The sequence below is a fragment of the Clostridium beijerinckii genome, from assembly GCF_036699995.1.
Taxonomy (GTDB): Bacteria; Bacillota; Clostridia; order Clostridiales; family Clostridiaceae; genus Clostridium; species Clostridium helianthi.
Map to the genome: position 1 here is coordinate 4,479,534 of NZ_CP144906.1, position 26,691 is coordinate 4,506,224.

General features: G+C 29.9%; 17 protein-coding genes. 1 reads left to right on the forward strand and 16 read right to left on the reverse strand.

Translation table 11 applies throughout. The features are described from left to right. Nucleotides 1–10 precede the first annotated feature (10 nt). The 3 genes from gltB to glnA all read right to left on the reverse strand — a co-directional run bounded on the left by gltB (nucleotide 11) and on the right by glnA (nucleotide 6,694). Nucleotides 11–4,588: a glutamate synthase large subunit gene (gltB, locus tag PZA12_RS20600; RefSeq protein ID WP_078114595.1), complete on the reverse strand. Its 4,578-nt coding sequence runs from the start codon at nucleotides 4,586–4,588 to the stop codon at nucleotides 11–13. 172 nt (nucleotides 4,589–4,760) lie between these two features. Continuing rightward, complete coding sequence (locus tag PZA12_RS20605) at nucleotides 4,761–5,321, reverse strand: ANTAR domain-containing response regulator (protein WP_012060362.1); 561 nt, start codon at nucleotides 5,319–5,321, stop codon at nucleotides 4,761–4,763. 41 nt (nucleotides 5,322–5,362) lie between these two features. Beyond that, the gene (gene glnA / locus PZA12_RS20610; protein WP_077840717.1) at nucleotides 5,363–6,694 is read right to left on the reverse strand and encodes a type I glutamate--ammonia ligase; all 1,332 of its coding nucleotides are present in this window, start codon (nucleotides 6,692–6,694) and stop codon (nucleotides 5,363–5,365) included. Between the two features lie 1,256 nt (nucleotides 6,695–7,950). Between glnA and PZA12_RS20615 the strand changes: the two genes are divergently transcribed. Then, the gene (locus PZA12_RS20615) at nucleotides 7,951–9,264 is read left to right on the forward strand and encodes an aspartate kinase (protein WP_077840154.1); all 1,314 of its coding nucleotides are present in this window, start codon (nucleotides 7,951–7,953) and stop codon (nucleotides 9,262–9,264) included. Between the two features lie 378 nt (nucleotides 9,265–9,642). Here the strand turns inward: PZA12_RS20615 and PZA12_RS20620 are convergent, their stop codons facing one another. The 13 genes from PZA12_RS20620 to PZA12_RS20680 all read right to left on the reverse strand — a co-directional run bounded on the left by PZA12_RS20620 (nucleotide 9,643) and on the right by PZA12_RS20680 (nucleotide 26,672). Continuing rightward, complete coding sequence (locus tag PZA12_RS20620) at nucleotides 9,643–10,299, reverse strand: LysM peptidoglycan-binding domain-containing protein (RefSeq protein ID WP_103697513.1); 657 nt, start codon at nucleotides 10,297–10,299, stop codon at nucleotides 9,643–9,645. A 212-nt stretch (nucleotides 10,300–10,511) separates the two neighbouring features. Further along, complete coding sequence (locus PZA12_RS20625) at nucleotides 10,512–11,165, reverse strand: DedA family protein (RefSeq protein ID WP_103697514.1); 654 nt, start codon at nucleotides 11,163–11,165, stop codon at nucleotides 10,512–10,514. An 80-nt stretch (nucleotides 11,166–11,245) separates the two neighbouring features. Further along, entirely contained in the window at nucleotides 11,246–12,691 is a 1,446-nt protein-coding gene (locus tag PZA12_RS20630) for an O-antigen ligase family protein (protein WP_103697515.1), read from the reverse strand. A 173-nt stretch (nucleotides 12,692–12,864) separates the two neighbouring features. Next, nucleotides 12,865–16,119, reverse strand: a complete 3,255-nt coding sequence (locus tag PZA12_RS20635) for a VWA domain-containing protein (protein WP_103697516.1) — start codon at nucleotides 16,117–16,119, stop codon at nucleotides 12,865–12,867. Nucleotides 16,120–16,177: 58 nt separating this feature from the next. After that, entirely contained in the window at nucleotides 16,178–16,720 is a 543-nt protein-coding gene (locus PZA12_RS20640) for a type II secretion system protein (RefSeq protein WP_103697517.1), read from the reverse strand. A 27-nt stretch (nucleotides 16,721–16,747) separates the two neighbouring features. Beyond that, complete coding sequence (locus PZA12_RS20645; RefSeq protein WP_103697518.1) at nucleotides 16,748–19,132, reverse strand: pilus assembly PilX N-terminal domain-containing protein; 2,385 nt, start codon at nucleotides 19,130–19,132, stop codon at nucleotides 16,748–16,750. A 13-nt stretch (nucleotides 19,133–19,145) separates the two neighbouring features. Beyond that, on the reverse strand, nucleotides 19,146–20,099 hold the full coding sequence (locus PZA12_RS20650; protein WP_103697519.1) for a type IV pilus modification PilV family protein: 954 nt from the start codon (nucleotides 20,097–20,099) through the stop codon (nucleotides 19,146–19,148). Between the two features lie 9 nt (nucleotides 20,100–20,108). Continuing rightward, nucleotides 20,109–21,419, reverse strand: coding sequence for a pilus assembly protein PilO (locus PZA12_RS20655; protein ID WP_103697520.1), 1,311 nt, complete (start codon nucleotides 21,417–21,419; stop codon nucleotides 20,109–20,111). A gap of 1 nt (nucleotide 21,420) precedes the next feature. Further along, complete coding sequence (locus tag PZA12_RS20660; RefSeq protein WP_103697521.1) at nucleotides 21,421–21,978, reverse strand: PilN domain-containing protein; 558 nt, start codon at nucleotides 21,976–21,978, stop codon at nucleotides 21,421–21,423. Between the two features lie 15 nt (nucleotides 21,979–21,993). Then, nucleotides 21,994–23,148 (reverse strand): type IV pilus assembly protein PilM, encoded by a 1,155-nt coding sequence (gene pilM, locus PZA12_RS20665; protein ID WP_103697522.1) that lies wholly within the window; start codon nucleotides 23,146–23,148, stop codon nucleotides 21,994–21,996. Between the two features lie 103 nt (nucleotides 23,149–23,251). Next, entirely contained in the window at nucleotides 23,252–23,668 is a 417-nt protein-coding gene (locus tag PZA12_RS20670) for a prepilin-type N-terminal cleavage/methylation domain-containing protein (protein ID WP_103697523.1), read from the reverse strand. 75 nt (nucleotides 23,669–23,743) lie between these two features. After that, nucleotides 23,744–24,946 (reverse strand): type II secretion system F family protein, encoded by a 1,203-nt coding sequence (locus PZA12_RS20675; RefSeq protein ID WP_103697524.1) that lies wholly within the window; start codon nucleotides 24,944–24,946, stop codon nucleotides 23,744–23,746. A 40-nt stretch (nucleotides 24,947–24,986) separates the two neighbouring features. Then, complete coding sequence (locus tag PZA12_RS20680; RefSeq protein ID WP_103697525.1) at nucleotides 24,987–26,672, reverse strand: GspE/PulE family protein; 1,686 nt, start codon at nucleotides 26,670–26,672, stop codon at nucleotides 24,987–24,989. Nucleotides 26,673–26,691 lie beyond the last annotated feature (19 nt).

The window sequence follows — 26,691 nt, forward strand, 5'->3', positions numbered from 1 at the left end:
TCTAACCCTCCTAATTTCCTTTAATTTCTTGGAAAGTTTTAATTAATGCTTCATCCTCATCACATCCAAGATTCTTATGCTTTTCAACAGTTTCCAATACTCTCTTATAATCCTTTGGAATTATTTTGTGGAATTTAGATTTTTCTGTCTCAAAGTTGTATAATATTTTATTTCCTTTAGGAGAGCCCGTAACTTTTACATGTTCTTCAATTAAGTTCTTTAATTCTTCTTCATCTTCTAAGCTTAACTCTTCTAATAGAATCATTTCTTCATTTAAGTTTATTCTAAAGTTTGGATCTTCTTCATAAATGTAAGCAATTCCGCCACTCATACCAGCAGCAAAGTTAATTCCTGTTTTACCTAAAACAACAACCTTACCACCTGTCATGTACTCTAATCCGTGAGCTCCAACTCCTTCAACAACAGCAGTCGCTCCTGAATTTCTAACGCAGAATCTTTCACCTGCAATACCATTTATAAATACTTTTCCTGAAGTTGCACCATATAAAGCAACATTTCCAATCAAGATATTATCTTCTGCTACAAATGTTGATTTCTTTGGAGGATATACTATAATCTTACCACCTGATAATCCCTTACCTAAGTAATCATTAGCATCTCCTTCAACTTCAAATGTTAATCCACTTGGAATGAATGAACCAAAACTTTGACCTGCAGCTCCATTACACTTAATAGTAATAGTATCTTCTGGCAATCCATCAGAACCATTTACTCTTGTTATTTCAGATCCAAGAATAGTTCCAAGTGTTCTATCAGTATTAGTTATATCAATTTCAAAGTTTACTTTTTCTTTCTTTTCTATAGCGTCTTTAAATTGGCTTAAGAATACTTTTTGATCTAGCACTCTTTCTAATTTAAAGTCGTATTTCTTAGTTTCATCAAACTTAACAACTTTTCCTTTATACTTATCTGGAGTGTAAAGTATTGAGCTTAAATCAACATTCTTAGCTTTCCAGCCATGAATATTTTCTCTCTGCTTAAGTTTGTCTACTCTACCAACCATCTCATCAATATTTCTAAATCCAAGACTTGCCATAATTTCTCTTAGTTCTTGAGCTATAAAGTACATAAAGTTAACTACATATTCTGGTTTTCCTTTAAATCTCTTTCTAAGCTCTTCATTTTGAGTTGCAACTCCAACTGGACAAGTATCTAGATTACAAACTCTCATCATAACACAACCTAAAGTTACTAATGGTGCAGTTGCAAATCCAAATTCTTCTGCTCCAAGAAGGGCAGCTATAGCAACATCACGTCCACTCATAAGTTTACCATCTACTTCTACTCTAACTCTTTCTCTTAAATCGTTAAGAAGTAATGTTTGGTGAGCTTCAGCTAGTCCAAGTTCCCATGGAAGTCCGGCATTTTTGATTGAGTTTTTAGGTGATGCACCTGTTCCTCCATCATACCCTGAAATTAATATTACTTCTGCTCCACCTTTAGCAACACCAGCTGCAACAGTTCCAACTCCACATTCTGAAACTAACTTAACAGATACTCTAGCTCCAGTGTTTGAATTCTTTAAGTCATATATTAATTGAGCTAAATCTTCTATTGAGTAAATATCATGATGAGGTGGTGGTGATATAAGACCAACCCCTGTAGTTGAATGTCTAGTTTTAGCAATCCATGGGTAAACCTTAGTCCCAGGTAATTGACCACCTTCACCAGGTTTTGCTCCTTGTGCTAGTTTTATTTGAAGTTCATCTGCATTTACTAAATACTCTGAAGTTACTCCAAATCTACCAGATGCAATTTGCTTTATTGAGGATCTTCTTGAATCCCCATTTGCGTCTTTAATCCATCTATCCTTATCTTCTCCACCTTCACCAGTGTTAGACTTACCGCCAATTCTGTTCATAGCAATAGCAAGTGCTTCATGAGCTTCTTTAGAAATTGATCCATAAGACATTGCTCCTGTCTTAAATCTCTTAACAATTTCTGAAACTGGCTCAACTTCTTCAAGTGGAATTGCCTTAGAATTATAGTTAAATTCTAATAATCCTCTTAAAGTGATTTCAGCTTTTTCATCATCAATTAAAGAAGTATATTCTTTAAATAATTCATAATTAGATGTTTTAGTAGCTTCTTGAAGTTTGTGAATAGTTAGTGGATTATATAAATGCTCTTCTCCACTATCTTCTCCTGATCTAAGTTTTTCATATCCTGGAGAATCTAGTGAAAAGTCTGCTGCATAAGTTTTTTCTTTAAATCCATTTCTGTGGTTTATCTCTGCTTCTTTTTGAATTTCAGCAAGTCCTATTCCATCAATTCTGCTTATAGTATTAGTAAAGTATTTATCAATAACTTCTTTTCCAATTCCTATAGCTTCAAAAATTTGTGCTCCTTGATAAGATTGTATTGTTGAAATACCCATTTTTGAAAGTATTTTAATTATACCTTTAAGCACTGCTTTATTATAATTATAAACAGCTTTATCATAATCTAAATCAAGTAATCCTTCTTCAATTAATCCTCTTAAGCTTTCATAAGCCATATATGGATTTATAGCAGAAGCACCAAATCCAAGTAATGTCGCAAAATGGTGAACTTCTCTAGGTTCTCCACTTTCAAGTATTAGCCCAACTGAAGTTCTTGTCCCTTTTTTAACTAGATATTGATGAAGCGCTGATACTGCAAGCAATGATGGAATTGGAACTTTTACATCACTTATATTTCTATCAGATAATATAAATATAGTATATCCCTTTTCATAGGCATCTTGTGCTTTTTCAAACATTTCATTTAATGCTTCCTCTAAAGAGCCACCTTTATCAAATACGATATCAATTACTTTTGATTTTAAGTTTCCTTTATTATAAGCTTTTATTTTAGCTAATTCTTCATCCTTGATTATTGGTGAATCAAGTTTAATTAACTCACAATTTGATGCTTTATCTTCTAATATATTACCCTCTGGTCCAAGATAAACATTAGAAGCTGTAACTATTTCTTCTCTAATAGCATCAATAGGAGGATTAGTAACTTGTGCAAATAACTGCTTGAAGTAATTAAATAACGGTTGAGAATTCTTCGATAATACTGCTAAAGGAACATCTACACCCATAGCTGCTAATGGTTCAGCTCCAGTTTCAGCCATTGGAAGCATTGTTGTTTTTACTTCCTCGTAAGTGTATCCGAAAGCTTTTTCTAATTTCTTTCTAGTTTCCTTATCATATTCAATCTTGAACTTCTTGCTTTCATTCATTTTATCTAATGTAATTAGATTTTCTTTTAACCATTCTTCATAAGGATATTGATTAGCATAAGCATTTTTCAATTCTTCGTCATCTATAACTTCTTTCTTAACTGTATCTACAAGTAGCATTCTACCTGGCATTAATCTATCTTTCTTTTCAACAATTTCAGCTGGTATATCTAATGCACCAACTTCTGAAGAAAGAATAAGTCTTCTATCTTTAGTTATATAATATCTTGATGGTCTTAAACCATTTCTATCTAAAACTGCACCAACTTTTTCGCCATCTGTAAATACGATAGCTGCTGGACCATCCCATGGTTCCATTAGTGTAGCATTATATTCATAAAAAGCTTTCATTTCTTTACTCATAGTTTTACTCTTATACCATGGTTCTGGAATTGCCATCATAATGGCTCTAGTTAAATCCATTCCATTCATATATAAGAATTCTAAATTGTTATCAAATATTGCAGAGTCTGATCCTTCTTTATTTATAATAGGTAGCACTCTGTTTAAATCTTTTCCAAGTGCTCTAGATTTAACATTTGTTTCTCTAGAATAAACCTTATTAACATTTCCACGAAGTGTATTAATTTCACCATTGTGAATCATAAATCTATTAGGATGAGCTCTTTCCCAACTTGGGAATGTATTAGTACTGTATCTTGAATGTACTAATGCCAAAGATGTTTCAACTCTTTCATCTTCTAAATCTTTATAAAATTCTCTAAGCTGTGTAGATAGTAACATTCCTTTATATACTATTGTCTTTGATGAAAAAGACGCTATGTAGAAAGTTTCATTAAGGAACTTGCTTATCCATCCTGCTCTTTTTTCTATATTTCTTCTAACAATATATAAATTTCTTTCGAAATCTTTTCCTGGTTTTATTCCATTTGGCCTTCTTACAAAAGCTTGCATTATTGCAGGCATTGCTTCTAGCGATGCTTTTCCAAGTATTGAAGGGTTTGTTTGAACTTCTCTCCACCCAATTAGTTCAAGTCCTTCTTCCTTTGATATATCTTCAAAAAGGCTCATAGCTTCTTTTCTTGCCTTTTCTTCTTGTGGTAAAAATACCATAGCAACAGCGTAATCCCCTTCGTTTCCGAGAGTCATACCTTTTGATTTCAATTCTTCCTGAAAGAACTTATGTGGTATATTAAATAATATTCCTGCTCCATCTCCTGTATGTTCATCAGCGCCTGTACCACCTCTGTGCTCTAGCTTTTCTAGGATAGTTAAACAATCTGATAATATTTCATGAGATTTCTCACCATCAATGTTTACTATAGTCCCAATTCCACAAGCATCATGTTCAAAACATGGATTATATAACCCCTGTGCATTCGGATTATTTCTTTCCATTAAAATTCCCCCTTGAGATAATAATATATTCATTTGTACCTTCTTAAATATTTATCTATCAGGCACCTATTTATCCTTAAAACAATCATATTGCATTTATGTGTAGCAAACAACGAGTAAATACATCCTTTTTTGAAATATAATTACTCGCGTATTTGCTACATTTTATAAGTTATTCATTTTCACTTAATATTAAACTCGCAATATCTTTCATTCTTTTCCCAGAATCCATACTTATCTTCTGCATATATCTAAACGCTTCATTCTCCGTAAGTCCTGAAGTTTTCATGAGTTGACCCTTAGCCTTTTCGATAAGCTTTCTATCTTCCAGAGTATGTTCTAACTTTTCAACTTGATCTCTCAGCTTCTTGATTCTCTTTTTGCTTTGAAAAATTAAATTTATAGCATTAGTTAAGAGAACATTAGAGATTTTAGTACCAATACAATATATATCAGTATCTTCTTCTATAAATGATTTATAAGGCTCATTTACGATAGCTAAAAAACTAGTTACATCTACTAGTGTTTCATAAACATCTAGTAAACTCATATCCTTGAATTTATATCCTACTAAGACTAGGTCTGGGGAATGTTGCATAACTAATCTAATTAATTCATTTCCTGAAGCACATAATGCTATGATTTCATAGCCTTCCTGCATTAGTAAACTCTTTAATTTTTTTGCTGTCTCAATATTGCTTAAAGCTATAATAATTCTTCCATCTTGAGCCATTGCAATCCCCACCTTAATTAATAATAATTGGTATTACTAAATTAATATCTATTAAGATAGTTTTCTAATTCCCAGTCATGTACTTTAGTTCTATAATCATCCCATTCAGCTGCTTTACCTTCAAGATAATTATTGTATACATGTTCTCCTAAAGCTGACTTAGCTAACTCACTTTCTCTCATGAATTGAACTGCTTCATATAAGTTATTAGGTAAGTTATCAATTCCGTTAGCTTTTCTTTCCTCATCAGTCATAGCAAAAATATTTGCTTCAACTTCTGCTGGTGGTTGTAGATTGTTTTTAATACCATCTAATCCTGCTTGTAATAGAGCTGCTAATACTAAATATGGGTTAGAACTTGGATCTGGACATCTAAGCTCAACTCTAGTTCCTGCGCCTCTAGCCGCTGGTACTCTTATTAATGCTGTTCTGTTTTTACAAGACCAAGCTAAATAAACTGGTGCTTCATATCCTGGTACTAATCTCTTGTATGAATTAACTAATGGGTTAGTAACAGCTGCAAGACCTTTGATATTCTTTAATAATCCTGCTATAAAGTTATAAGCTATTGAACTTAAGCCATTCTTGTCATTTTCATCAACAAAAACATTCTTTCCATCCTTGAATAATGACATGTTAACATGCATTCCTGAACCATTAATTCCGAAAATTGGCTTTGGCATAAATGATGCATGTAATCCGTGTCTTTGTGCAATAGACTTAACAACTAGCTTAAATGTCATAATATTATCAGCTGTAGTTAATGCATCACCATATTTAAAGTCAATTTCATTTTGTCCTTCAGCAACTTCATGGTGAGATGCTTCAATCTCAAATCCCATTTCTTCTAATGCTAAAGTCATATCACGTCTAGCATTTTCTCCTAAATCTGTAGGTGCTAAATCAAAGTACCCACCTTTATCTTGAGTGTTTGTTGTTGCATTACCATTTTCATCAGTTTCAAATAAGAAAAATTCACATTCAGGTCCAACATTCATTGTATATCCAAGTTCAGCTGCATCTGCTATAGCTTTCTTTAAGATATATCTTGGATCACCTTCAAATGGCTTTCCATCTGGTTTATAAACGTCACAGATTAATCTTGCAACCTTACCTTGTTGCGGTCTCCATGGGAAAATTACAAAACTATCTAAGTTCGGCCTTAAATTCATGTCAGATTCTTCAATTCTAACGAAACCATCAATAGATGATCCATCAAACATACATTCATTATTTAATGCTTTTTCTAACTGTCTGTCTGTAATTGCTACGTTTTTTAATGTTCCAAAGATATCTGTAAATTGAAGTCTTATAAATTTAACTCCATTTTCCTTTACTAAGTTAATGATATCTTCCTTTGTGTACTTTGCCATTTTACAAACCCCCTTTTTTTCTAAAAAAAGGCGCACAATAGAAGCGGTATACCATCTATTGAACGCCTTTGCTCAATTCATTTAATAAGTAAATTATATACCACCGTTTCTAACAAATCAATAGATTTTTTAAAAAAGTAAGTATTTTTGTGGTAAAAACTTTAATTTTTAAAGAAATTAATACCATATTCTTTAAAAATTAAAGCTTATATTTATTAAATTGATAAATATAAAAAATAACTTCTGCAGAAAATTATTTTATAACTTATAACAAAAAAACGAAATCAATCTGAATTATTAATTCTATGACTCCGTTGTCAAAGTATATATAAATTTGTAATACATATAGATATCCAACTTTAAGATTAAATTTATGTGGTAACTTAAGGTTTTAGTAACCTTGTAAATATGTCCATCTAATAAATCGAATTCTTAATTTGTTTATCTATATAATCCCTGATATTTAAAATATTTTGATATTAAATTATCAGTACCATAATGTTAACAATACTTAATTTACTTCTATGTTATTTTTATCTATTTATTCAACGTTGAATTTCAATGAAAAACAAGAAATAATCAAGTTTCACTTGGTATTTTTATTATACAAATCAATATTTACTCTGTCAAACGTTATTAATAATACTCGCTATTTTATCTACATAATAATGTGTATTACAATTAAATTTCTAAATTTTAGTCTTAACTGATAACTCAGCTCACTGGAACTTTAAATGTAAATTATCTATTGGAACATTCCACAAAAGTATACTACTCATTTCTGGTTGGAAAACACTTCATAGTCTAAGTATAGTTTATGATTGTGGTATCTATAATTAAATATGATAAATTTTTTTCATAGATTATATATATGCTTCAATTCACAGTTACGACTAAAATTATTGCAATACTTTTAGAATTATAATGAAGAATTATTTTTGTAGTATATATAATTTATTATATTAAATGAATTTTCTTCATTAATGATTTAAAGGCATTCTATGTGTTTTTACACAGATAAAGAAATAAATAACTTGATTTATGATTGCAAAACTCAGTACCTGCTATACCATAAATCTATTTTATATCCATTCCTTAATCTGCTTTGCAGTTTATTATATGTTCTTTTCTATAAATAATACTCAAATGATCAAGAGAAAATAATCATTTGGCATTATTAATAATTAACTTGAACATTTTTAGATAAATTGCTACAATCTTATATGTAAAAATACATATATATGGGGGCTATAATTATGAACACAATTGTAACAAAATTTGGTGGAAGTTCACTAGCAGATGCAACTCAATTTAAAAAAGTTAAAGAAATAATCTTTTCAAATCCAGAAAGAAGATATGTAGTGCCATCTGCACCTGGAAAGAGAAATTCTAAAGATTCAAAGATTACTGATTTATTATATCTTTGCCACGCCCACGTTTCTACTGGAATATCTTTTGATGATGTTTTTAATCATATAACAGATAGATATTGTAATATCGTTAAGGATTTAAATTTAGATTTTGATATTACAGAGCATTTAAACATCATAAAAAAAGATCTTGAAGAAGGGGCTTCAAGTGATTATGCCGCAAGTAGAGGTGAGTACTTAAACGGGTTAATACTTGCTAACTATCTTGGCTTTCAATTTGTTGATGCTAAAGACGTTATGATTTTTAATAATGATGGTTCTTTAGACTCTAAGGCAACAGATTCAGCTCTTCATTATAAATTATCTAAAATTTCTAAGGCTGTAATTCCTGGATTTTATGGAGCAGACAAAGATGGAAATATAATCACATTCTCAAGAGGTGGTTCTGACGTAACAGGAGCTTTAGTTGCTGCAAGCATCAATGCTGATCTTTATGAGAACTGGACAGATGTCTCAGGATTTTTAATGGCAGATCCTAGAATAATAAATAATCCAAAACCAATAAGCAAAATAACTTATTCAGAACTTAGAGAACTATCTTATATGGGTGCTTCTGTATTACATGAAGATGCAATATTCCCAGTAAGAGAAGTTGGAATTCCAATAAATATAAAAAATACAAACAAACCTCAAGACGAAGGTACTTTTATCGTAAAAGATACAGATGGTTCAATGAAACCAACAACTGTAACAGGTGTAGCTGGTAAAAAAGATTTCACAGTTATTTCAATATCTAAAGCTTCAATGAATTCAGAGCTTGGTTTCTGTAGAAAAATTTTATCAATACTTGAACAGCACAATATTTCATTTGAAAATATGCCTTCTGGAATAGATACAGTATGCTTTGTAATTCAAGACACTCAATTAAAGAATAAAAAGGATGTTGTTGTAGAAGAAATTAAAAGAGCATGCAACCCAGACACTATAGAAATCCATCCAAATTTAGCTATGATTGCTACTGTTGGACGTGGAATGGCTAAACAAAGAGGCACTGCTGCCAAGATATTTACAGCTCTTTCAAATGCTGAAGTCAACATTAGAATGATAGACCAAGGTTCTAGTGAGATGAACATATTAGTTGGTATAGAAAATGATGATTTTGAAAAAGGAATTGCTGCAATATATAACGCATTTAATTAGAAAATAGATATAACCGAAAGAAGGATACACTTTTGTTCCGGTTGCTAGAGAATATGACTTTGGATTTCTGACATTAGAAATTGTACCCATTCCTGCATGATCCTTAGTTCCTAAGGACAAGCAACAATGGAACAACTTCTAATGAAGAAACTCCTAAAGCCACATTCTCAATGCAACACTCCACAAAAGTATATCCTTCTTTCTGATGATGTATGATTTTAATATGTGATTATTAATTTATAACTGCATGCTCCCATTATTTAATGTGACAAGCAAGTAAATGTAACAACCTCTCATTAAGAACTTTCATCAGCACAATTTCAAGTGTCTGCTCCACAAAAATGTATGTGCTTTCTAGTATTCATATTTCTAACATATCTATAAAGATGGTAAAAAAATCTTTTCTCCTAAAGGTAGATCATTATTAGGCAAATTATTTATATATACCAGAAACTTCATTACAGATTCAACTGTATACTCAGGATAATATTTATTAGCTACTTTATACCATGTATCACCTGACACTACAGTATACATTGTTCCACTTCTAATCGCATTCTCTGGTATATTTACAATAGTTTGAGAATTCATATTGTTTACATCATCAATTTTATTTATTGATTTTATCATCTTAATTGTACTGTTTAGATTGCAAGTACTTTCATATTTTCTAGCGATATCAGTTAAAGTTTCTCCTTTTTTTAATTTATAACTAATGCATTGTAAGCTACTCAAATAATTAGATGTATCAATATCAGTTTTTCTAATTTCACTGTTAGCTTTTTGCTCCTTAACAACTTGCGTTTCACTTACTAACGTATTAGGTTCACTCTTATTAGAAGTTTCAGCTTTAGGAAATGACTTTAGTTCATTAGTGGTATTATCAGGTTTTATGGACATGTCAGTATTAATATTTTTGTTTTCATTTTCAGTTGATGAGGTTGTTGATTTCTCTATTTTATAAAATGTGGTAGGTAATAATAAAACTGTAAAAACACACAGCATTATTATTAAAGGAATTAACTTTCTAATCATTATATGATTACCTCCAGTAATTTTTTAGTATTCTTAGAAGTATTGTCATATAAGAATCGTTATATTCAGCTTTTGACTAAGTTATGTAACATAACATATTTCTATAATTACTTTATAACATAATTCAGCTATTTATAAATATCATACAGTCTAATCGATTTTAAGTTAAAAGCCTAATTAAAGAGTCTTTTCACTCCCTAATTAGGCCTTTTTTACACTGTTTGATTGGCTTTTTTCATCTTGCTTCTTAAGAATTCAACGATAACTGGTACAATAGAGATAAATATGATTGCTATAATTACAAATTCAAAATTCTTTTTAACTACTGGAATGTTTCCAAAGAAAAATCCTAGTGCTGATACTATTAATACCCATAGAATTCCGCCTATTGCATTAAATGAAATAAAGTGTCTATATTGCATCTTTCCTATTCCAGCTACGAATGGAGCTAGAGTACGTACTATTGGGATAAATCTTGCAAAGATTATTGTCTTCCCACCATGCTTTTCATAAAACTTATTAGTTTTATCTAGGTGTTCTTTCTTAATAAGTTTCCCACCAGCAATATTAATAAGTTTATCACCAAAAATTCTTCCTATTTCATAATTAACAGTATCTCCTAAGATTGCTGCAACCATTAAAAGTCCTAGTAATGCATATATATTAAGCATTCCCATAGCAGCAAAAGCAGCAGCAGCGAATATTAACGAATCTCCTGGCAAAAATGGAGTTACTACTAATCCTGTTTCCAAAAATATTATGAAAAATAGTAGTAAGTATGTTTCAAATCCATAATTGTTTATTATGAATCCTAGATATTTATCAAGATGTAGAAATATATCAATTAAATAAGTAACTGTATTCATATCTTTCCTCCCATATGTTTCGACATATTAATTAATTTATAACATATGGTTATTATACATTATTATTTAGTAAAGGGAAATTAAGATTTTATTAAAAATAAATTCTCAGATTCTCTTGAATAGCTAGAAAAACTTTTTAGAAGCAACTTTTGCCTTCCACTTGAAATTCCTAATATCATAAAGAAAAATGGACTTGTATAGTACATTGTATTACCAAACATTGATGAGGCTAAATAAGCGATTACTATACATAATATATAGATATCTAACCTCAAAAATTGTTTCCTTTTCTTTATAAAAAATATAAAATAAGTTGCTAGTGCTGCAATATATAAAATTGCAGCTGGAATACCTAGACTTGCAGCAAATTGAATAATTTCGTTATGTGCACGATCTGTATTAACATTAACTTTAGCATATTGATCCCCAAGATTGTCTGCTCCATAACCAAATAAAGGTCTTTCAGAAATGAATCTAACTCCATTTACCCAAAGAATCCATCTACCCGTTCCCGCTTTATCAGCATCTGGAGATTTCTCTGCTATTTTAAATATATCTCCGCCTAATGTCCAAAAATCTTTGTAAGTATGACTATTTGAAATGTTCATACCTAGCGTAATAGCTATAAAAACGCTTGCTACTATTACTACTCGCTTTAAAATTTTTCTGTCTAACAGAATTGAAAAAATAATACTAAAAATTAATCCTACTATAACAGCAATGTAAGGTCCGAAGGATCCATTCTTAATTAAAGCAGCTGTAATAACAGAAAATATTATGATTCTAAAAATCAACTTTTGAGTTGACTTTTTCTCTGTAATAAATAGCAAAGATGCACTCATTATAGACATACACAAATAATATGCATAATGATTAAACTGAGAAAAGATAGACGAATCAGAGGTTAATCCCAATGCATTATTTAACTCTTTAGAATCAACAAGGGTTAATAATGATAATACCACTGCACATAAAGTAAAGAATTCGAAAATAATCTTTATTAATCTTCTATTTCTTACTACATATCCACAACAAAAAATTCCGCAGTAAGTGAAATATGTAATGACACCTTCTTTTCTATATAGCGTACCATTAAGCGAGATATCAATATTATCTGAATTAAAACATGATATAACGCTCCAAATAATCATCATAAACAAAAATATATAAAATAGGTTGCTTTTAATATAGTTCTGTAAAGATACCTTCTCTACTTTTGCTTGTAAAATACTTTTTGAAAAAGTGATAACGCCCAGTATACAACCTAGAAATCCAATGGTTTGGAGTATTTCATACCAATATAGTTGTTTGAACATAAGTATATATGTTTTCTCTACATCATTTACAAAATTATTAGAAAGTATCACAATTAATGGTGATAATACCCATAAAATAAGTAACAAGAGAGCTAACCTTTCAATTAATTGTTCTGGGATATAATTGATAAGTTCACTAACCTTAGTCATTTGATGTATGTCTTTGTAAATATTCCTTATTTTTTTACGTATATTAATCGTTAATTCCAAATTCAAACCACCTTTCAACTATTTAGTAGACCATAAATACCATCTCAATATAAATTATATAAAATTAGGCGGAGCATTATCTCCGCCTAATTTTACTTTCCGAAAATACTATGTGCATCTAATATACTAAATTAAAATTTTGCTTACCCAAACCTAGTAATAAATAATTTTAACTAAAATAAATCTGGCAACCCTTTTATTGTTAAATTTAATGGTTTAGAATTACTTGTCCCCTCTATACTTGCTCCTATATTAATATTATTACCAGATTTCTTTTCTGGAGTAATTGTGTATATTATTATATATTTAGATCCACTTTCCATATTAAATCCTGTAGTATTACTTATCGTTCCACTATTATTAGTACTAATATCTAAATTTAATTGTTCTGGATGATTCATATCAATGCTACCATTTATAATTTTATATTTCTTGAATATTATTTGACTATCTGAAATATTAGTTTTATCTATATTCCAATCTATTACTAAATTTGATGATTTTACATCAACTATCATAGCTAGTTCTGTTGGAACTTTATCAATAACATTTAAATTACTTGAATCTATTGTATTATCGCTTCTATGATATATACCATGCTGAGATATAGCACTATTGCTATTAACAGTGAATTGGAAGTCAGGAAAATTACATTGCCTTTGTGCGCCTTGTTTTGTTGAATCTATAGAAATATCAGTATAAGTTAAAATCGAATTCTCCTTCAGTAAGTTAAATTCTCCTTGTATTGTAGGTCTAACCTTTATTGTCACGGTGACATTATCTGCCTTATAAGTTGACCCTTCTAGATTATAAACGATATTTTGCTTAAAATTTGGATCTATATTCGGAGTTATGACTCCACTTATCTCATTCGAGTTATTAACAATACTAGCATTATCTGACGATCCTACATAAGTTAATCCACTTGGTAATACCTGTTGGATTTTCAAATCACTTATTTTTAGTTGATTAGGTATAGAATCACCAGATTTATAATTTTTATATATATCCGTAATAGGTATCGCATTTGGTGATATTGTATAGTTAATTTCAACTATATCTCCTACTTGAGGATTATCATTAGTTAAACTTCTTGATAGCGTAAACCTCTCATTTCTTACAAATGGCCCATAAAAACCTGACTTTTGTATCTCTGTTATGTTATTATTAGCATCTCTTTTTCCAGCTCTATATGCTATATAATATTTTCCTATATCATCTGGAATCTTAATTCCCGCTCTTCCTGTAAATGTATTTGTAGCATATTCCCCTGGAGCTGTACTTTTTGATGGATAAAACCATGATGATGGTATTACTGATGAATCTTTATTTATTGTTATTGAATTATTAGTTGAAGCATATGAATATAATAATCTAAAATCTGCATTCCCCCCCCAATTGAAATATTCTATATAAATAGGATAATATTTATCTTTTTTTAAATTATACACGTTATTATCGCTACCAAATGTTGACCCTTGTAATTGAAACATATTGACAAAAGTATGAGTTGTTTTATCAATAGTTATATCTGCTTTACATCCGTCATCTGAAGAAGCACCAAATTTATAATATCCATCATTTTCAACCTTCAAATATCCCCAAAACTTCGCTGCTTCTTGATAATCATTACCTATCGTCATATCATTCTTCAAGAAAGCATTTTTTGTTACCCACCTTTTTGCATTTGTTCCATCTGCTTTTACATAATTCTCTAAAGCACCAAACGAATCCCTACTTGTTGCATATTGTGTTGATTTATATGTTGTAGCTTCAAATGGATACTTAAATACCAATTCTTTATTTGACCAGTATTTACTGTTAGCTTGTTCAACCGTAAGACCACTATTTACTGGTGGCAAATGACTAACATTGTAAGATCTCTGAGTCAAGTTACCACTTTTCTCTACATCTACATCTTCATTTATTTCTGTATTTGTGATGTCTATATCCTTCCAATTATTATTGGGAAGATCAGTTGGATTAGTATCTGATTTTACAAATTGATACTGCATAAAATTTATTTCATTGCCTTGAGCTAATATATTGACATAAGAATCTCCTAATAATTTGTATTGATTATTAACTTTATCATATCTATTACTTGGAGGATTTTGTGCTAATGTATCATATTTATCAATTACTCCAGTAGAATCAGATACCTCCATTGTAACTTGAGTTGGTATTGAATTATTTATAATCTTTTCTGGAAAATATTCTGTCTCAGTTTTTGATAAAACATCAATCTTAACAAATGAGGAGTTTCCTCCAGCCCCCAACTTACATATATTGCCATCTTTAACTTTATACGTCACAGTAAATTCTATAGGGTCAGAATAATAACTTCCATTATTCAACGTATAGTAATTATTAAAATCTATTGACAACTTATTATTATTGAAAGCATATTCTTGAGTTAAATTCTGATTTTTAACATTAACAACTTCCAAATTAGATGATATATTTTCTTCAAAATGTACCTTTCCACTAACATCAGTATCTATAATCTTTTGAATTCTATCATATATTTCAGTTATTGTGCTTTCATTTTGAGCTTGGAAGTAAGTTCCTTTAGCAGCATCTGCTATTTGTTTATTTTTATCTCCATTTGCTCCACTTCCAAAACCTATTACAAAAGTGTTAATATTAGAATTTGTTGCTATCTTTTCACTTGCTACTTTTTTAGCATATTTCATTGAATCTTCCCTACAATCTGGATTAGCATAGGTATGTGAATTATTCCAGCTAGTGTAATAATAATTATAATTTGTTCCATCACTCATATAATATCCAGAATTATTATAGCTATAAGCCTCTGCTTCCCCATCAGTCATTAACACTATATACTTGTCTTGTCCTTGAGCATTATCCGAAAGCATATAATAAGCTTTCCTTAATCCATCTCCAATATTAGTACTCCCATTAGCGTTTAATCTTTCAATATAACCGTTATTGCCTGTAAAATCATTAATATTATTTGACTTAATATTTGTAAAATTATTAGTAATATTAGTAGCATAATAATTATATTGCATTAAAGAAATTCTTGCCTTGTCATTATTATTAAATTTAGTAATAAAATTTTCAGCTACATTTTTCATTATACGCAACCTTGATTTTTCCCCATAATAATATGGCTTTCTATCTGCCCCTACGATCCAATCCATGCTCCCAGATGTATCCATAACGAATACTATCTCTTTTTGTTTATTATTATCCTGTGAGCTTGCAGCAATTGGCTTAGGGGTTATAGTGTACTTAACATCAAAAGTATCTCCAGCTTTTACATTTGAAACTGACACTGTTCTATTTATATTGACTAAATCATCTACTGCATTTACATAGCTTCCTACACCAATAATTGATATCATAAAAGTAATTAATATAGTTAATGAAACCATCCTTTTATTCGCTATTTTAAATTTCAATCTTCTCCCCCCTAAAACGTTAAATTCACCTTATTTATATCTAAAAATACTGTAAGTTCTACGTACCCAAAGTATTCTTATTCCTAAATACTGTTCTTACTTTTATTGGATATAGTATTGGTTTATTATCATAATTCCTATTTCTACTTAATGTAATAGAAAAGTCAATATAAGTATTATTAATGAGCTCAGCTTTCTCTTTATGAATGATTTCCTTATTTATTGTTATATTTCCTAAATAACTTGATACTTCTTTCCCATCTATTAACATTCTTCCAGATGCATTCTCAATTTCAAATTGTTTCCTATTCCCATATTTATCATAAGAATTAATTGTTATTTTTTTCACTTCACCTGTAACTTCATTACCATCATCACCCATAATAGGTTCAATTCCAGTCGCCTGCATTCCAATATTGCTTAACTGCTCTTGAATTGCTTGTCCTTCTCTTTGTAAGTCAGATTTAATAGTTACATTCGAAATTATTTTATTACTTACGCTAAACATTGTCCATATTATTCCCAATACAACAACTGTCAACGTCATAACAATTACAAGCTCTGTTACCGTAAAACCACTTTTCTTCCTATAACTTATCAAATCTGCCTCACATCCTTGCTTAAAATTCTATTTAACAATCTTCCATAATCTGTTTTTTATAAATTTATTAATATCGTATTGAACATTTATATTAGCCTTACTACTTGATGCGCCATCACTATCTTCTCTAATGTGCCCAAATACAGAATTAAAAAGTTCCACATTTGAAGCTTGTATTCTTTTTGACAAATCCGGATTATATGTTATGGTTTTTCCTTCAACTCCGCTTACATTAAGGTCTCCCTCTGCAATAATATTCCCTTGAATATTAACATTACCTTCAATAGTAATATTTTGGGATGTAGCAATAAAAGCATTTAAAGTTTTGCCAGCTGAAACCTTTATGATTATACCATTATCACCGTCTCTAACTATTTCATCCTTATCTCCTTCAATAATCTTTATATTCTTATCGCTAAATATAGTCTTCTCGTTATTATTTTGCTCATCAGGCACATCTGTTACATTTCCGTATTTTTCAAAAAACATCTGATTTATTTTTGTATAACCCTCATCTGCACCATCCATATACATTATATCACTCACTTCATCCTTGCCATCTCCTAGTGAGTCATATAACTCTTGTTTTTGAGCATCCGTTAGCATTGCACCTCTAACATTATATACCTTTGAAGCAAATTCTTTCTTCTTGTTATTTACAACTGTACTATCAGGTGGCTTTCCATTATCTGCTTTAGATTTACCACCTTCATCTACAATTATTGCTCCATAAGAATATGTGTTACTTGGCAAATGGATGCCTCCAGAATCTATATTTTTACCTTTCCAATAGTTTATGAAATATTTGCTTTTATCAATAATATTAAACAATTCCAATGGTTCATCATATATAGGTTCTTCACTCGGACTCGAAGGATCTGGAACTGCATATGCTATATAATTTCCTCTAACCCCTGTAGATTCACCTGTACTATACCCATTTGCCGTATTTATATGAGCTACTCCCATAATATACGCTTCCGTATTAATTGTAATACTAGAACCTGTGTGTTCATTAACTATAATACTACTGGATATTCTTCCTAGAGGCTTAGCACTCGTTCCTACACTTCCACTCGTATCACTCTTTGTATCATTAACTCCATAAAACTTATCCATTGTGATACTTGTAGCATCTGCATTCAAAGTAATGTCATTATCTACAGTTACATTTCCTCCAGTGTTATTATTTATTTTAACTTGTAATGATGAGTTCTTTGATGGAGTATCAGTTGCTCTTTCACTTCCTGCATAAACATTCATTGCATATAAATTGCCATTAATGATTGTATTTACATTATTCCTGACATTAAAAGTTTTTCCCGTAATAACATCCCCAGTAAATGTAACATTTTTACTAGAACCAGCATCTAAAACTATTCCACCATTGTATTTATCATATGCTCTTGTCTGCACACCTGCATCTATATCGTTATATCCATTTCCCTCAACAAATATATTTCCATTAACAACAAAGTTAGCATCAGTAATCTTCATATTTCCACCAATAAGAAGTGCCTTATCATTCAAAAATGTGTACTTAGGTAATTCCACATTACTCTCACCAAACGCAACATCTTTGTAATCTGGAACTGTCATTTCATATATTGATTGAAGCTTTCTTTCAGTAGTTCCATTAGTATCTCTAGTGCTAAATTTAGAAGTTATTTTTATCGTATAATTTCTAGTTGGATACACTCTTCCATTTTGTGAATCTGCATCTATGTTCTCGTATGTAATTCCACTTTTATCTCCTTCATTTTCACCATCAACAATAAGAACTATAGTATTACTATTATCTGTATTAAATATCACGTTTGAATATCTTTCATTATTGGAAGTTTTGTTAACGTCTTTAATATATTTTTCATCTATAATACATTTTCTTAGTTCATCTTTATTTGCCAAGGTATTTATTTTACTTATATCTTCTTGCGGTTCATTCATATATACAAAATCATTAAAATTTGTTTTAAAACAAGCATCAATTGCTGCATCTTCTTCTATTTTAATTTGTTTATTTAACGAATCTATTTGTTTATTTTTTTCTTTTATTTGCTCTTCTTTACTACCCGAATTACCGTTTCTTATATCTTTTATATCATTCTTTAAGCTGGCTACTTGATCTTTTAAATCTTTTGCAACATTTATAATAAAATCATCACTTAACTTAAAAATTTCTACTTTGTTAACTCCATAAGTGGCTGCTGCGTCAAAAGTTTTTACAAGTATATCATAAGCTACATCCAAACCTGATTCTGATGAATATAAATTTTTTATTCTGGTACTCTCTGTCATCCTCATTTTATAATCACCAACAGTCATAGATACCATGGCTGTTCCTACTGTAATTAAAAGAAATGATAGAATTGCTACAGAAACTAAACTTGATCCTCTTTTTTTTCTCATCATATTTTATCACCTCCTAATTAATATTTATATTCTGACTAGTCTTACCAGTAAAAATAACCTTGGTTTCACCATTTGTTGTTTGAGTTATTACAACATCTATATCATACAATTCTCCTAGTCTATTAGAACTACTTGTACGATTATCAAATGTTCTAACATTCCCCATTTTAGTATCTACACTTACATCTAAGTCCATTGATTTTTGCAAACATATATTTAACGGAACGTCGTCTTGATTATATACACTTACTCTAACACTTCTTAACTTTGCCGGGTCTGTCTCTCTTGAAACTTTGTAATTATCAAAATTTAAAGTTAACTTTATTTGATTATCTTTCTCCTCATCACTTACTTCTAATTCGCTAGAAAGTTCATTACCATCTTTATCTTTAATTACATTATTATCCTTATCTTTAATTACTATTAACTTTTTATTTCCTTCAGTCTTAGTATTTACTACTAAATTTAAAACATCTTCTGAATCAGTATAATGTAATATTCCTTCTTTTCCACTATTTAATCCAACTGTTAAAGTTCCAAGTGTAGTAGGGCCACTTAAATTAACACTAAAATTACTTGTTGCAATTGACGTTACTGTTTTATCAAGATTTATTGAATTATTCTTTGTTATTGTAACTTTAGCCTTATAGCCATTTCCAATATCTTTTACTGCTTCACGTTTACCGCTTTCAGGGTTTATTGAAGTTGGAATTACTGTACCGCCAATCTTGATTCCTGTAGTGTTCCCGCTACCATCCATAACTGGAGATATAGATTGACTTTTAATTTCTTCAAATATCTCTTGCCCTTGAAGCGAAGCAGTTTGTTTTATTTCTCCACTTTTATTATGATTCATCGTTGATATTATCATCGAATAAATTGGAGTCATTAATATTGCAAGTAATGCAAAACTTATTATCATTTCTACTAGGGTAAATCCGCCATGTTTTTTAGGTTTCTCTCTCATAAATTTCACCTACTTTTGATTGACACTTATATTTTTACCATCTCCATCAATCGAAACTCTTGGATCACTTATATCATCTCCGCTTATATCTACTTGTACAAGTTTATCTGTATTATTAATTATCTTTAATTTTAGTCCAGATTTATCATTTGATGTGACTCTACTTTCACTTGATATACCTAAAACTATATTTTCGCTATTTGGTACAAATTCATTACCTAAGTCATTATAATTTACAGGGATTTTATCAATGTTTGTTTTATATTTATAATAATATTTATCATCTTTTTGGGTCAGTACCATTTCCGCACTTAATTCACTATTATCATCACCATAAGCATACGTAGTTCTCAATTCATCATTAGCCTTGCCTATCATAACTGTTGGTAATTCTGAAGTAGATGACCTTACTCCAACCATAAAATCACTACTATCAGTATTTGATTTTATTCCGGTTCCAGCGGCACTTCCTATATTAAAAGGTTGTGACTTTCCATAGGTATTATTTAAATTCCACTTTAAATAGCTCTCTATATCTTCATCTATCTTAGGAATAGAGTATATAGTCATACTTAATGACCCTGTTACTTCTTCTAAACTTTTTTCATTTATGCTAATATTACTAACAGGTATTTTTCTATTATATTCCCCAAGAGAATTCAAAAATTTGATTACCGCATCATAACTGCCATTAAAACTCAAATTAATTTTGAGTTGAGCTACGGTATTTGAATCGATTTGTTTTTTATCTTTTGTAGAATTTGAGTTACTATTATTATTTATATTCGAAACATTATTATCAGAATTTGTTAAAGTTCCATTATTTGAATCAGAATCTTTATTATTATCTTCTTTGTTTACATTATTCTTTTCGTCTTTTTCTTCCCCATATTTATGGTTATATTCATCTGCATCTTTTTGCAAAGAGCTTTCTGGTAATTCTTTATCTTTTTGTGATCCTTTTATTGATTCTACTTCTTTAACTTCTACTGTTTCAAATGTCATTCCACCTTCTAATCCGCTATCTTTTAGCAACTTGTCTAGTTCTAATATTATATGCTCTTGACTTATTGTAGGATACAATGGATTAGCTTCACTTGTTATCTTAGCATTTAATACTTTTACCTTACTTTTTTGGAGTTCTATAGAATTTATAGTTTGCATAGCCTTATTATACTTTTCTTCAACTTGATTTTTAGCCTTAGTTTTTTCTTCTACCGCCTTACTAAGTGCTGTATAACCAAATTGGTAATATAAAATTCCTATTGCGAAAAAACCTAAGATAAGTAGCATTAGCTTCTCTCTTTTACTTATTTTCATATTATTTAACCTCCTTTAACACACAAGTAATATCAAAGGAATAATCTTCACCTACTGCACTTCCATAATTTATGTTTATTATATGAACACTTTTTATTTTAGATACATCTTTTAAATTATGCTCAAATTCACTAATAGCTTCCCTAGTATGTGAAACTCCACTTATTGTTAAATCATAGCCTTCTATTTTAAAACTCTTAAATGAAACATCACTTGGAATAGTACTAGATATATCATTTAATAAATCATCTGTTACAATATCATTCTTCACAATGGAATTAGAAACATCCGACACTCTACTTTCATATTTACTCAAAACCTCTATTTTACCGTTTACTTCATCAGCTTCTTTTAGTTGTGCTTGTATGTCTGTATTATTTAATTTTTCAGTATAACTTTTTATTTGACTATTTAGAGTAAAAATTTTAACTGAATTTATGATAACTGTTACTAAAATTACTAAAGTTAATATTCCGTAAGCTATATAAAAGTATATTTTTTCATCCTTTTTTTCTTGATTTTTTCCCTGATAATAACTAAAAAAGTTTATATCTCTCACTTCTTAATCTCTCCTCTACAATCTTATTATTGAACCTATTGCATTAATAAAATTGTCGATAGATTCATATGCCACATTAGTAGTATTAAAGTTTATTTTAGGTATGCTCTTAATCCTTACTACCTTTATTGATAGCTTCGAAGTCATATATTTGCACAATCCTTTAATCTTAGATGTACCTCCATAAATAAATACCTTATCTACACCAATTCCCATATTTTTATTTTTATAAAATTGTATTACTTTTTCTATTTTATCAATCCAGTCATCAATTTCGTTTACTATGACTTTATTTTGGGTATCAAGCCTATCTTCTTTTAGATTTATATTTCTCTCTTTGTATTGTTCAATCTCATCTTCTGAAAGATTCAGCACTTCAACTAATATTTCGTTAAGATCAGTCCCACCTGTCTTTATTATTCTTGTAAATTGCAAGATTCCTTCATTATATATGTTAACATCAAGACTCGTTGCTCCCATATCTATAAAAACAACTGATTCTTTAGAATTATATTCATATTCATTAATAGCATCTATATAATTAATTAACTTGTTTAATGCATTATAATTAACATCTAATGCATATGGCTTTAAATTTAACGCTTCTAAAAGCTCATAATATCCCCTAGCCATTTTTTCAGGATATGCTATAGCACGAACACTTAGCTTTTTATTGTCTTGAAATTCTTCTTCACCTAAAATATTAATTTGAAGAACATAGTCGTCTAAATTTATAGGTAAGTATTGTTGAATCTCATACCTAACTACAGTTTCAATTTCATCATTCTCTACCTGTGGTATTGTAAGTTCTCTATTTATAATTGAAGTAGAATTATTGGTACATATTCCTTCTTTAGCAGTTATGGAATTTTCCGATAAAACTTGCTTCAACTTAGAAATAAGGGCGTCTTGATTAACTATTGCTCCATCCAAAATTACTCCCTTAGGTGTAGCAATCTCTATAAATTTATTAATAGTTAAATTCTCCTTATAATAAATTCCTTCAACTATCTTAGTAGTTTTATTCCCAATATCAAAAGCCACCACTTTTCTCTTTTTTTCTGATTTCTTAAAATATTTCTTTTTATTACTTCTACTATTTTTTGATAGTTTAGTTTTAATATCTTTAATATCAACACTCATTAATTCTTTAATCGTACTTAAATCCATTTTCCCCCACCCATTTCCCTCATATATTTAAGTGTATAGAGTAAAGTGTAAAGCTTATTTTAGCTTTACACTTTTTTAATAAGCTCATATAGTTTTATTCTTATTAAGATGCATAATCACCAGATGGAGTTGGATATATTTCATCTCCACCTCCTGCAGTTACCACTATATCACCAGTTCCTGGAGTATATCTAACTTGAAAAGCTACACTATTATCTAACTTAGTGTTAGGCAATGCTGCAGGCGAACCATCAAGTTTAGCAGCAATACTAGAATCAATATTAGCATCAGTTACATCTCCACCTTCTGCAATCAATTGTGCTGCTATACCATGAAGATTTTTAGCTGTAGCTATATCCGCCTTCATATTTGCATTTCTAGTAATTTGTCCAAACTTAGGGATAGCAATTGCTGCTAATATTGCAATAATGGCAATAACGATAATTAATTCTACTAATGTAAATCCTTTCTTCTTTTTCTTTGATAGTTCATTCATTTTTCTGATTGATAAACTAGTCATATTAATTCCTCCTAATTTTTATATAATTTATATTTTATAATGCACTGTGTTTTTCACGTGCATCATTTTAACTTTTTAAATTTTAGTATAACTATCATACATTGGAAGCATTACTGACATTATAATAAATCCAATGACAAGTCCCATTACTACTATTAATATTGGTTCCATTAAAGCAACTGTTGCCTGTATTGTAGTTTCCAATTCCTCATCATAAAAATCTGCTGTTTTATTTAAAATTTCATCAATAGATCCTGTTTCTTCTCCAATTTTTATCATTGAATAAAGCATTTCTGGAAATATACCCGACTCCCTCATTGAAGTATTTAATTCCTCACCTTTAACTACTCTTTCTTTAACCTTTTTCAACGCCTTTTCTGCTATTCTATTTTCCACAACCTGCGATACAATATCTATTGCGTTTATTAGAGATAATCCGCTAGCTAATAGTGTAGATAAAGTTCTTGTAAACCTAGATACTATAACCATCTCAGTAAACTTTTTTATTATTGGAAGTTTAAGTTTTATTCTACTTAAAGTAATTGAACCATTTTCTGTATTAAAATAATATTTTATACCAACAAAACTTAATATTATAAAAACTATAATCCATATAAAATTTTCTTTCAGGAAATCTCCGCTGCCAAGTATAAGCCTTGTCGACCATGGCAATACTGTTCCCGTTTGTTCAAATATACCTTTAAATGTTGGCATAACATAAGTTAGTATAAACACAACTGCCACTACTGCTACTAAGCTCAATATAATTGGATAAATCATAGCATTCTTAACTTTATTATTTATTTTATTTTCCTTCTCGTAATGCGTCGCCATTCTTTGCATTATACTAGTTAGTGTACCACTAGCTTCACCAGCTTCAACCAAACCAACTAAAAGTTCTGGAAATATCTTTTTTTGCTTCTTCATTGCTTCAGACAAAACTCCACCTTTTTGAACTTCTTGTTCAATTTCTACAATTGCTTCCTTTAATTTTTTCTTCTGGGTTTGTTTAGATAATATATTTAAACAAGTTAATATAGGTACTCCAGCATCTAGCATAGTATAAAATTGCCTACAAAAAATTGAGATGTCTTTAATCTTAACTTTATCATTGAAGTTCAGCTCTATTTTACTGCTTTCGATTACTTCTTCTACCATTAAAGGATAATATCCATTTGAGGATATAAAATCTATTACTTCTCCCTTAGAATCTGCTTCACGCATACCTTCAATTTTTTCTCCATCTGCATTCATTGCTCTGTATTTAAAATTGGCCACTTCTATCCCCCCCAAAAAATTAGTATGAATAAATATCTGTCTATTCCTTAGTCATCGTTATTGTTGCAAGCTCATCCATTGTCGTTATACCGTCTATTACTAACTTCCTGCATTCAGCAACTAATGTATTCATTCCATTTTTTATTGATATATCCCTAAGTATATCTGAATCTTTTCCTAGATTAATAGCTTCTCTATGTTCTCTTGTAATTTCCATCACCTCATACACACCAGTTCTTCCAACATACCCTGTGTTATTGCAATATCCGCATCCTCTACCTTTATTTAAAATTATTTGCTTGTCCTTATCAATTCCAAGGATTTCTTTTTCATATTCCGTAGCTTCATATGGAGCATTACAATTCATACATACTTTTCTAACTAATCTCTGAGCTACTATTCCAACTACTGACGTAGCAACTAAATATGGTTTTATTCCCATATCAACAAGCCTTATTATAGATGACGGAGCATCGTTTGTATGAAGTGTGCTTAAAACTAAGTGACCTGTTATAGCCGCTTTAGTAGCAATCTCTGCTGTTTCGTTATCTCTAATTTCACCAATCATAATTATGTCTGGATCTTGCCTTAATATACTTCTAAGTCCACTTGCAAAAGTTAATCCGGCTTTATTATTTACACTCACTTGATTTACTCCATTTAGCGTATATTCAACTGGATCTTCTACAGTAATTATATTTATTTGATCATTGTTTAATTCACTTAAAATTGTATACAAGGTTGTAGATTTACCACTTCCTGTAGGTCCTGTAACTAATACTATTCCATGTGGATTTGAAATAATTCTATCCATCTTCTCTAGATTTTCATTACTCATTCCTAGTTTATCTCTGCCTATATTCCCCATAGATTTGTTAAGGATTCTTATAACTATTTTTTCCCCATTAACTACTGGAAGTATTGAAACTCTAAGATCTACTTCTTTTCCTCCTACACTCGTCATTATTCTTCCATCTTGTGGTATTCTTTTTTCTGCTATATTTAATCCTGCAAGTATTTTTATTCTTGTTACTAGCGGACCTAAGCTTTCTATGTTAATAACATTTACAGTCTGTAATTTGCCATCTATTCTATATCGTATTCTCACTTCATTTTCAAATGGTTCTATATGGATATCTGATGTATTTAGTTCTATTGAATTCTTAAATAAGTACTCTACCATTTTTACAACCGGAGCATTCTTAACAGTATCCATTTCATCTATATTAACTTTTAAATTCTTTGCTTCAGAACTTTCTTTTGAAAGTTGTTGAGCTGCCAAGCTAACCTGCTGACTGCTATAATATATTTCTATAAACTTTTTTATGTCATCCTTTTTAGATATGTATGATTCTATTTCGAACCCAGTAGATATTGCAACGTCATCTATTGCATATATATTTAATGGATCAGATAAAGTAACCTTAATTTTATTATTTTCAAATCCGAATGGTATCAGATTATATTTATCACATAAATTTTTAGGAATTATACTTATAGCTTTTTTATCAAAATTTATTGTATTTAAATCTACTTTTTTAATTCCTGTCTGCTGTTCTATTGCTTCTATTATATCTTCTTCAGTTATAATCTTACTATCAAGTAGTATTTCCCCTAGCTTCTTCCCTAGTGTCCTTTGAGACTTTAATGCTTCTTGCAATTGATATCCTGTAATTTTTCCCGCATTTACAAGAATGTTACCTAGTCTTCTTTTTTCAGTTGCCATTCTGAGTCTCACCTTTCCT